The following is an 11,050-nucleotide window of genomic DNA, read 5'->3' on the forward strand; positions in this document are numbered from 1 at the left end:
ATTGGATATGGCTAGGAGACCTCGCCATCCCATCCTAAGGTCATGCTCCGCTTTCCGACCGCTGTCTTGGTCGATTGGATATGCCGAGGAGACCTCGCCATCCCTCAACCGCTTTTTTATCCTTGCTTATGAGAGGCTTTAAACCTGAATTTTTCGGTAACTTCCTTAACAGTACCTCTTGCTAAAGCCAGATGCTTGAAATACTAAAGTTCATTTTTTTCATCCCCTATCGGAAAGGAAGTTATTGACCTGATTTTTTGGTCATATTTTAATTTTGCAGAAAATATTCAGGGAAAAGAAGTAAGAGTTTCTGATTTTTTATATAGTTAATTCTTTTTTCAATAGTTGAAGACTTTTTATAAAGTAAATATTAAGAGAATTAATACTTGATAGTGCAAGGGTTGGACAATATCTAAGCCCCTCAAGCATAATTTAGAGTAAACCTATACTATAAAGGGGTTTCAGCTCAGTTTACAAATCACCTCGAAGAGTTGTAAATTTTGATATTCCTAGAACTTACATCAATTAAGTTATCTAGGGTTACTGTTAGATTAAGTATGTATGTTTTTCAACAATTAATAATTAATAATCACCTCTTCTTATAAAGAATAGGATTGGCTAAAAGGATTTTTTTTCTTCTCTTGGTCGATTGGATATAGTTAGGTAACTCATCCATCCCTTGACCGCTTTTCCTCCATGAATGGAGAGGCTTTATACGTTAATTGTTCGGTAATGATTATAGATTTATTTCTACTAAAAAAAATTCATAGGAGTTTGACTTTTAATTCAGTAGATGTAAAGGAAGTTTTAGAGACTGTTTGTCACCCTAAGTATTAAAAAAATTGTCTGACAACTGAATCTTAAAGCTTGAATAATGCCAGGGATTGAAATCAGTCTGTAGACGCGGAGTATCGGTATTCATACTCCTAAAGTTATGGTTAATTTGTTTGTGACAAATAATTTATTCGCTCATTCCCTATTCCCTATTTCCTACCTTCTTTATTGATATTTCCCGAGCCATTCAATCTCTGAGATTAACAAACTGTGAAACATTTTTTTATTATTTTTACAACCAAACCAATCCACCTATATTTTAATTTATTAAAACATATTTTTTTAGGTAGCCTTCCTCTTCCTCAAAATACTAAAATTCATAGCAATTCATACTAAATATTTTTCTCAAAAGGTACTTTTGAAAATATTCCCTAACCCTTTTGCAAACCGCCATAATAAAGATACTATTGCAACCTGATTTACTATCACTTAAATAATCTCACAAATAATTTCATCCTAATTATCTGAAATAATCGCCTGAAATAATTGTGACATCAAAGTTTTCAACGAATACTATCTTAGCTGTTGAATTTTAACTTCCCTGAAATAGTATAACTTCTATTAACTCATACTTTAAGACAAAATTTCCGGCAACCCTACCTTTTTTAATTCCACAAACTTACCCTGAAAATCTACAGCTCGATCCTCTCCAACTCGCCTTGCTTGTGCCAACTCCCGACGAATTTCTGCCCGCTCCATTTTGTCAGAAATTCCACCTAATATATAGATAAACAATCTCATCGCTAAATCTCTACCAGCTACCGACATTCGCTTCCGATTAAAATCATATAAAACCCCATACCAAATTGAGTCAGGAAATTCTATTCCACTCAAACCACCATCCACATCATACTTATTTAATTTCTGAAAAACCTCTTCCATAGAAAAGCCTTTTTTATATATTAAAATCCCCAGAGCTTCAGCAAAAGCAATTTGCCCAATAGGGCGGAATAAAACATGACCTTCTCCTGGTTTTATCTCAAAACTAAATCTTCTTAGTTCCGGAGTTTCAGAACCATTTTCTAATCTCGAATAACTAGGTAAACTAGCAAAATAATCCCAAAATTCCATAAATTCTTTCACCCCCTCTTCTAACTCTTCTTCTTCGGGTCGCATAGGAATTAAACCTCTATCTGAAGGTTTCCAATAGGGATAACGAGGTTTTAAATATCTTTCACACATTTCTTGCAATGCTTGGAGAGTTGTTAAAACAGTAGACTTAGCTGCCACAGTTGCACTATCCCAATTTACTCTGGGATTTCTATCATCTCTCTCCTTTAAAATAGGATGATAAATTGCTATTTTTCTCGCTACAATAGCAAATCCATCATCCTCATTTAATAATGCTAATTGCCCTTTACTTAATTTCACTGCTGTCAGATTTACATGAGCAAAAACTGACCTAACTCTACGTCGCGCTTGTGCTCTTGTCTCTCCTTCTACTACTGCTGGAATAAATTCTATTCCTATTTGTTCGTAAGCTAATTTTTGTAGTTCTGGTAATTCAATATGATTAATTTCGGTTAAATCATCAATAGTAATTGCTGCACCTACTGGTTTCTTTTGTTTGTTATATCTTGGTAATCTGCCAGTTTTGATTAATTCCATTAATCCTTGAATTCCCATCAGTCTATGTTGACCGTCTAAGGCAAATACTGCTACTTCTAAACGTAGGTCTAATAATCCTACTTTTCCCTCTGAGTCTAGGGGGAAAAAATCAGTGGCGGATTTATTTGCTTCTCCATTTTTATTCCATTCTTCTGCTTTGGGGTTATCTACCCAACTAGGGCTAATTACTACTAATACTGCTGGAAATTTATGGGCTTTTCTTGTTGCTAAATATAGAGTTAATGGAGCTTGACGAGACCAGTCTAAAGGTCGTTGTTGAATTTCATCTATTGTTTCTGCATCCCGAATTATGTTGTCAGTTTCCATGTCAAATTTTTGCCGAAATAATGGTAGTTGGGAGGCAAAACGTACACGACTATCTAACCATTCTAGAGTGACGGAACCTATGTAAGCTTCTGTGTTTCCCATCATGGTTTTTTGTACTAATAATCTGTCATCTTTGCCTATATGTTTGTCCAATAAGATGACGATCGCTTCTCTTTCTCGATTATCGTTTTCTAAAATTTCTTTTGCTATTTCTGATGTGGGTTTATTGGTCTTTTTCATAGCTGATTTTGGGAAATATTTTTAATAATTTTTGAAAATTACTATATATATAAATTTTTGTAACAAAATGTTTTTAAAAACATTTGAGTTATTATAATTGTTATTGTGCGGTAATTGTTTCTATATCATATACTATTTATTATGTCAAGACAAACCAGTGGAACATGAGGGATGAATATTAATTTCTTTTTTTACTGTCAAAATAATAAGTATTCAGCTATTAACAGTCAGTTTTTAGAGAGCATAGTGTTTGAAGTCAAAAGTCAAAAGTTAAAAGTTAAAAGTTAAAAGTAAGATTTTATAAACTTAAAACTTTTCGCTGCGCGACATGAAAGACAGGCTCAGTAATTTCAGGAAATTATTTCACATTTAAAATTTGAAACTATTTGTTTGTGACATCTTGAAAGTGAATTGGTATCAATAGGTTTGAATATCAGCTATTTAAGATGACGACTGCTATAGTAAACAGTTTATTTCTTCCTGTAAAAAAGAGGGATGAAGAACTTATCTATTTTGTAGAAGTACAACATTAGAGTATCAGGTATTGCTGAGAAACTAATCAAGTAAATTTTGTAATTTTAAAAAGGAGTAATCAGAATAGTTATGCTAAATTTAGTTTTGGTAGTTATTTTAGCTTCAATCTGGCATATATATTTAGTTAATCTGCTGGTTTATGACAAATAGATACTGAAAATATAGATATTTTGCCTAGTGCTATAAATGAGTAAAAATCAAGAATTAAACAGAGAAAAAAATTTAGCATACTACTGTCAAAGTTTGACAAAACTTAAGACAAGTAAAAGGCTAGGTCCGAATGCAGAATATAAACCAATTTTAATTTTGTCTGTCATTGATTTGATTACACAAAGTTTAATAACTAAGAATCAGATAGCTCTTTCAGAGCAATTAATTGATACTTTTAATAAACATTGGGATATTTTATCTTCTGGTGCTTATCAAGGTAAAAATAATTTACACCTTCCTTTTTTATATCTACAAAGCGAGGGATTTTGGCATATTGAATCTAAAAATAATTCTTTAAAGGGGGTTCCAAGTTCCGTAAAAAAATTTAAAAAGGTAGTTAAGTATGCCAGTTTAGACCCAGAACTTTTTGAACTACTACAAGACCAAAATTCTAGAAAAGAATTAATAGACGTACTCATGGCAACTTGGTTTTCAGCTAATCAAAAAAATATTAAAGAACTTATCGTAATTAATGAAAAATTCCAAAAAGACAATGATGAGAAAGAAAGTTCAATTAATTTATTAAACCAACAGCAAAAACAACCTAAATCATATCTCATAAAATCTATAGTTAGAGATGGAATTTTTCGTAAAGCAGTTGTACATAGCTACAACTAGAAATGTGCTTTTTGTCGAATGAAAGTTACCATGTCAATTGAGCAAAATATTGTAGATGGAGCGCATATAAAACCATTTGCTAAATTTTATCACAATAGAATAGATAACGGCATATCACTGTGTAAAAATCATCATTGGGCATTCGATAAAGGTTTATTTACTATCTCTGATGATTATGATTATAAAATTATCGTTTCCAATAACTTTCAAGAAGAATCACCAAATTCTAAACCTATGAAAGAATTTAATGATAATAAGCTTTGGTTGCCAAATGAAACAAAATATTTTCCTAGAATAGAAGCCTTACAATGGCATCGTCAGAACGTATTTATATCATAATCATAAAAAATTAATTTGACTAATATTTGAGGATATCTATAAATATGAAAGCTATACAAAAATCATTATTTCCAGAACGTACAACTGCTGAACTAATCAAAGATATAGAAAAGCTAACTCAAGAAATTATTGAACTATATTGTCTTGATGAAATTCCTTGGGTTATAGGATATTCTGGAGGAAAAGATAGCACCGCAGTTTTACAACTTATATGGAATGCGATCGCTACTTTACCAGTAGAAAAAAGAACCAAAAAAATTTATGTAATTACTACAGATACACGAGTAGAAAATCCTTATATTTCTGCTTGGGTTAAGCAATCTCTAAAAAACATTGAAATAACTGCCCAAAAGCAGAAAATGCCAATAGAACCTCATCTTCTACAACCAGATTTTCAAGAAACATATTGGGTAGGTTTAATTGGTAAAGGTTATCCCGCACCTCGCCTTAAATTTAGATGGTGTACAGGACGTTTAAAAATTGAACCATCTAATCTTTTTATTCGGAATGTTGTACGAACTAACGGAGAAGTTATACTGATTTTAGGTATTCGTAAAGCTGAAAGTGTTAATCGCGCCAAAACCATGAAAAAACTAGAAGAAAAAAGAGTTAGAGAACGTCTAAGTCCTAATGCTAATTTACTTAATTCTTTAGTTTATTCTCCTATTGAAGATTGGCGAACTGATGAAGTTTGGCTATATTTAATGCAGTGGGAAAATCCTTGGGGAAATAGTAATAAAGATTTACTAGCAATGTATCGAGGTGCAACGGAAGATAATGAATGTCCCTTAGTAGTTGATACCTCTACTCCTAGTTGTGGAAGTTCTCGTTTTGGATGTTGGGTTTGCACCTTAGTAGATAGTGATAAATCTATGTCAGCAATGATTCAAAATGATGAAGAAAAAGAATGGTTACAACCCTTAGTAGACTTGCGTAAAGAACTAGATATTTTTGACAGAGACAAAAGAGATTTTCGGCGAATTTGGGGTACAGTTCAACTATTTGAACGGAAAGTAGATGGCGAAGTTTCTGTGGAACCAATACCCGGTCCGTACAAAAAAGAATGGCGAGATACTTTACTGAGAAAACTGTTAGAAGCTCAAACAAAAATTCGTGACACTGCTCCAGAAAATATGCGAGATATTACTCTCATTTCTCTGGAAGAACTGAGTGAAATTAGACGCATCTGGTTAGAAGAAAAACATGAGTTTGATGATAGTTTACCCCGTATATATGAAGAAGTAACAGGAGATAAATTTTTAGACTGTCGTCCTGGTGCAGGAATAAGTCTTTTAGGTAGTGATGAATGGTCAGTATTGGAAGAAATATGTAATGAGGATGAGATGCACCTTGAACTTATGGCAAAACTGTTAGATACGGAACGGCAATATTATATTAAGTCTCACCGATATAAGATTTATGAAAGTCTCGAACAATGTTTTGAAACAAGTTCTCGTTCGAAGGAAGAAGCTATTCAAAACGCTCATAATAAAAGAAACCTCAAAGAAGCTGTCGAGCGAGGAAAAGTTTCAGAGAAAATTAAACAATTGAGTTGGGCAAATATGAAGTTTTCTCGTCAAAGTTCGGCAAATATTGAGGAAAAGTAAGAAATAATTTTCTTGTTTAGTAAACCTCTCTTTTTATTAGTCTAAGTCAGAGTCAAAAATTCTGTGTTGCTTGAGATGAAAATTCTATTGGTTCAACTTACCTCCTACTGGAAAAATTCAAAAATGACTAGGAACTGATGAAATTTTATCTAGCAAATTCATCTGTGAGAAATCTCTATTTTTCCGAGTCTAGGTCAAAGGTAAAAATTCTCTGTTGCTTGAGATGAAAATTATATTTGGCAAACTTACCTCCTACCGGGAAAATTCAACAATGACTAGGATCTGTGTTGGTTGAGATGAAAATTATATTTCTCAGAATTATCTCCTACCGGAAAAAATTCAACAATGACTAGAAATTGACTAGGAACTGATGAAATTTTATCTAGCAAATTCATCTGTGAGAAATTTCTATTTTTCCGAGTCTAGGTCAAAGGTAAAAATTCTCTGTTGCTTGAGATGAAAATTATATTTCTCAGACTTATCTCCTGCCGGGAAAATTCAACAATGACTAGGATCTGTGTTGGTTGAGATGAAAATTATATTTCTCAGACTTATCTCCTACCGGAAAAAATTCAACAATGACTAGAAAATGACTAGGAACTGATGAAATTTTATCTAGCAAATTCATCTGTGAGAAATTTCTATTTTTCCGAGTCTAGGTCAAAGGTAAAAATTCTCTGTTGGTTGAGATGAAAATTATATTTCTCAGACTTATCTCCTACCGGGAAAATTCAACAATGACTAGGATCTGTGTTGGTTGAGATGAAAATTATATTTCTCAGACTTATCTCCTACCGGAAAAAATTCAACAATGACTAGAAATTGACTAGGAATTGATGAAATTTTATCTAGCAAATTCATCTCTGGAAAACCTCTATTTTTCCGAGTCTAGATCAAAGGTAAAAATTCTCTGTTGGTTGAGATGAAAATTATATTTCTCAGACTTATCTCCTACCGGAAAAAATTCAACAATGACTGACAACTGATAAAACTTTATCTGGAAAACTCATATCTGGAAAACCTCTATTTTTCCGAGTCTAAGTCAAAGGCAAAAATTCTCTGTTGCTTGAGACGAAAATTATATTTCTCAGACTTATCTCCTAGGGAAAAAAGATAAATTCTAAGAATCAAAAAAATCAAGTTAATTATCCCACTAGCTTTCTCCCTACTCCCTAAAAAAACTAAAATGATTTTCCTAGAACTCGTCTTACAAAATTTCGGACCGTACTCCGGTAAACAAACAATAAACCTTCGCCCTACCGTTAGCGATCGCCCCCGTCCCATCATCTTATTTGGAGGTATGAATGGAGGAGGAAAAACTACTCTTTTAGATGCAATTCGCCTCGCACTTTACGGTCATCGCGCTCAATGTTCAACTAGGGGAAATTTAACTTATGGCGACTTTCTTTCTCAATGCGTAAACCGCAATACTCCCCCTACAGAAAAAACTCGTATTGAATTAGCTTTTGAACATATTCAAGATGATCAAATTGTAGAATATCGTATCGTTCGTACCTGGGAAAAAAATCCTAAAGACGGCAAAGATAGTCTGGGAATTCTTGATGGTGAATGGCCTGATTCTTACTTGGCAAATGCCTGGGATGAATATATAGAAAATCTCTTACCTTTGGGAATTTCTAATCTATTTCTCTTTGATGGAGAACAGGTAAAAGAATTAGCTGAATTAGAAACACCGCCACCTTTAGTAGTAGATGCGATTCAGTCATTATTAGGATTAGAATTAGCGGAACGTCTTGCAGCAGATTTAGATATTTTGGTAACTCGGAAAAGGAAACAACTTGCTAAGACTAAAGAAATAGCAAACTTAGAGGAAATTGAGCAAAAACTCCATCAGCAAAACACAGATTTAGAAATTGCTAAAGAAAAATTAGCAGATTTGGAAAAGCAATTAAAAAAAGCTCAACAAAAGCAACAAAAAGCAATGAGAAAATTTGTATCGGAAGGGGGAAAAATTGCTGGTGAAAGGAGTCAGTTAGAACAAGAGTTTAAAGATATAGAGTTAGATATGGATAATGCTCGTCAGGAAATGGTTGAACTTGCTGGGGGTGCTCTACCTCTAGCTTTAATTTCTCCCCTTTTGGAACAAGCAAGTTCTCAGAGTGATTTAGAAATTTTACGCCACGAAGCAGAAATTGCTTTGGATGCTTTTCAGGAAAGAGATAAACGTCTACTTGATTATCTGAATAATTTATCTATTCCTACTGATAAAGTTAGCAAAATTGAAGAGTTTCTCAATCAAGAAAATTTGACGCTGAAAGAGGATATTAATCAAGGTAACGAACCTTGGTTGTTTGCTCATGAAGAAGCTTTAACTTTACTGGAAAATTTGTTGTGCTATGAGATTGAAAATTCTCTGAAAAATGCTCAGGAACGTTTAACTCATCTGAAAGATTTGGAAGTGGAAATGAATATTCTGGAAAAGCAATTAGCAATTGCAGCATCCCCGGAAGCTTATGAAATTTTGGCAACTGCTTTGCAAGAGGCACAAACTGAGTTAGCAAGGGTACAAGTTGCTTGTGAAAATAGTAAACGTGATTGTAAAAAATTGGAGGATGCTATTACTCAAACTAAGAAGGAATTGTTTAGTTATACTGACGAAACTATCGAACGTCACAATATTCAACATATAATTGAGTCTTCTGCAAAAGTTAAACGGACTTTACAGCTATTTAAGGATAAGTTAACCCTGAAAAAGCTGAATAAATTAGAGATAGAAGTTACTGAATGTTTCCGTTATCTTTTACATAAGTCAGACTTAGTTCATCGTGTGGCTATTGATACTCATAATTTTTCTCTTTCTCTCTATGATAGTCAAGGTCAACTTGTTCCTAAACATCGAATATCTGCTGGAGAAAAACAGCTTTTAGCAATTTCTTTTTTATGGGGTTTAGCACGGGTTTCTGGTAGACGTTTACCTGTGGCAATTGATACACCTTTAGGTAGGTTAGATTCTTCTCATCGTCAAAATTTAATTGAACGTTATTTTCCTACTGCTAGTCATCAAGTAATTCTGTTATCTACTGATACCGAGGTTGGTAAATTAGAGGTAGAAAATCTCCGTAATTTAGAGGCGATCCAATACGAGTATTTACTCCAATATGATTCTCAAAAAAATCAGACAAATTTTAAAAAAGGGTACTTTTGGTAAGTCACCTTTTTGTTTCTACTTTTTCAACTTAAGTTGCTTAGATAGAAATAGAAAATCTCCAGAATTGAAAGGGTATCATTCACGAATATTTACTCGAATCTGCCAAAACAAAACAATTAGACAAATCTCAAAACAGAATATTTCTGGTAAGCCACTTTTTTCCCACTACTTTTTCAACTGAAGTTGTCTAGATAGAAATAGAAAATCTCCAGAACTTTAGAGGCGATCCAATACGAATATTTACTCGAATATGAGCTGTTGCCTATCACAAACAAAAACTTTTTCAGCAGACCCTAACTTACACCTTAATCAAATCACCATAAACTTTATTCTGTTCAAGTAAAATACAGAGTCTTATTGTATGTATAATAGAAAATTAATAGCAATCTACTTCGGTTAATAAACCAACTAAGAATAGCTAAAATTTTCTTCTATATTTATAGCTAGTGGTAGGTTTAAACATATTTATAAGCTTGCCTAGATGTCACAGGTTGAAACTTAGTATCGACAAACTGCACCGGATAATAAGTCTCAATCCATAAATGAGCACCACAAGGTAAGGGGTCATAAGGTTTATAAACAATACGACAAGGGCCATCTATTTCCATCTGATAACCCAAATCGTTACGATTAGTTTGTTTTAAGGCGATTACTGGCATCAATTGCTCCGGGGTCATTTGAGGATCATTTTTAATTCTTTTACCATTAGCCTTAATTTTCTGTTGATTAACATGAATTCTTGTAGGTTTCTTTCTCAGTCTCTTACACCAGACACCTTCTGGACCTCTAGTTCCCGGTATAACAACAGGCATTTTATTGTAAAGTGGAATCTGCCAAAATCCTTTTTCTTTGTAAGCCCCTTTTATTCTATTCTGGGAAAGTAGAACTCTGACTCGTTGACAACAAATACCCAACAAAAAAGCTGCTTCTCTTGTTCCTATAATAGTATTCTTTACTCTAGCACTATAGTTTTTATTCATACCTAATAAATTTATAATACACAAGTTACAGTTATTTTATAAAAGTCTTACTTTATTAGATTATATCAAACAAAGTTAGTCAATCTTATAGATATTAAACCATAGGAGGAAATATCTCTCAAAAATTTGATGTTTCATAGTAAACTTTTCCTATTCATTTTGTCATTGCTAGTTGAAAAGTTTATATTTCCTACCTTACCTAACTGGTGAAAATATAGAAACTTTCCAACTCTCTATTATTTTTCAGCAACTCAGCAATAACCAATCACAAATTGCAAATTGCAGAAAAATATCCGACTAAAACTTACCACTAAAGTAAGCATTCAGCTAGCTCGCATCGGCTTTTTGCTGTTTCATAAAATAATGAATATACACTTTTTTGCTCAAAGCCATTTCATTTATCAGTTATTAGTACCTCCTAATTCAGTAGGAGGCAAAAAAATCATAAATTTCCTTTCTCTTGGTCGATTGGATATGGCGTTTCGGCGCTTGAGCCGACATGAAAAGCGTTAGCGTTAGCGAGAGCTACCGTAGCAAGAGGCAGCTCCTCTGCAAGAGGCAAGAGGCAGCGGCTCTGCACTCTT

5 protein-coding genes and 1 pseudogene are annotated in these 11,050 nt (G+C 33.3%); 4 read left to right on the forward strand and 2 right to left on the reverse strand.

The features are described 5' to 3' along the window. Positions 1 to 1,407: 1,407 nt before the first annotated feature. Positions 1,408 to 3,009 (reverse strand): DGQHR domain-containing protein, encoded by a 1,602-nt coding sequence (locus F6K22_RS17235; RefSeq protein WP_293100209.1) that lies wholly within the window; start codon positions 3,007 to 3,009, stop codon positions 1,408 to 1,410. A 720-nt stretch (positions 3,010 to 3,729) separates the two neighbouring features. Between F6K22_RS17235 and F6K22_RS17240 the strand changes: the two genes are divergently transcribed. The 4 genes and pseudogenes from F6K22_RS17240 to dndD all read left to right on the forward strand — a co-directional run bounded on the left by F6K22_RS17240 (position 3,730) and on the right by dndD (position 9,486). Beyond that, on the forward strand, positions 3,730 to 4,371 hold the full coding sequence (locus tag F6K22_RS17240) for a phosphorothioated DNA-binding restriction endonuclease family protein (protein WP_293100212.1): 642 nt from the start codon (positions 3,730 to 3,732) through the stop codon (positions 4,369 to 4,371). A gap of 15 nt (positions 4,372 to 4,386) precedes the next feature. Beyond that, positions 4,387 to 4,710: pseudogene (locus F6K22_RS17245) on the forward strand (HNH endonuclease); the annotation flags it as partial. Between the two features lie 44 nt (positions 4,711 to 4,754). Beyond that, a complete protein-coding gene (gene dndC / locus F6K22_RS17250; RefSeq protein WP_293100215.1) occupies positions 4,755 to 6,317 on the forward strand; it encodes a DNA phosphorothioation system sulfurtransferase DndC in 1,563 nt (520 codons plus the stop codon). 1,186 nt (positions 6,318 to 7,503) lie between these two features. Next, positions 7,504 to 9,486 carry a DNA sulfur modification protein DndD gene (gene dndD, locus F6K22_RS17255; protein ID WP_293100218.1) on the forward strand — a complete coding sequence of 661 codons (1,983 nt, stop codon included), beginning with the start codon at positions 7,504 to 7,506 and terminating at the stop codon, positions 9,484 to 9,486. Positions 9,487 to 9,941: 455 nt separating this feature from the next. On the opposite strand, the gene F6K22_RS17260 is transcribed toward dndD, so the two are convergent. Further along, on the reverse strand, positions 9,942 to 10,466 hold the full coding sequence (locus F6K22_RS17260; RefSeq protein WP_293100221.1) for a hypothetical protein: 525 nt from the start codon (positions 10,464 to 10,466) through the stop codon (positions 9,942 to 9,944). Between the last annotated feature and the right edge of the window lie 584 nt (positions 10,467 to 11,050).

Origin of the sequence: Okeania sp. SIO2F4, assembly GCF_010672385.1 — a bacterium.
Classification (GTDB): Bacteria; Cyanobacteriota; Cyanobacteriia; order Cyanobacteriales; family Microcoleaceae; genus Trichodesmium.

Excerpts from the sequence above, each read along its gene's own strand:
- F6K22_RS17235 (WP_293100209.1), bottom strand. The coding sequence starts at position 3,009 with ATGAAAAAGACCAATAAACCCACATCAGAAATAGCAAAAGAAATTTTA.
- F6K22_RS17240 (WP_293100212.1), top strand. The coding sequence starts at position 3,730 with ATGAGTAAAAATCAAGAATTAAACAGAGAAAAAAATTTAGCATACTAC.
- dndC (WP_293100215.1), top strand. The coding sequence starts at position 4,755 with ATGAAAGCTATACAAAAATCATTATTTCCAGAACGTACAACTGCTGAA.
- dndD (WP_293100218.1), top strand. The coding sequence starts at position 7,504 with ATGATTTTCCTAGAACTCGTCTTACAAAATTTCGGACCGTACTCCGGT.
- F6K22_RS17260 (WP_293100221.1), bottom strand. The coding sequence starts at position 10,466 with ATGAATAAAAACTATAGTGCTAGAGTAAAGAATACTATTATAGGAACA.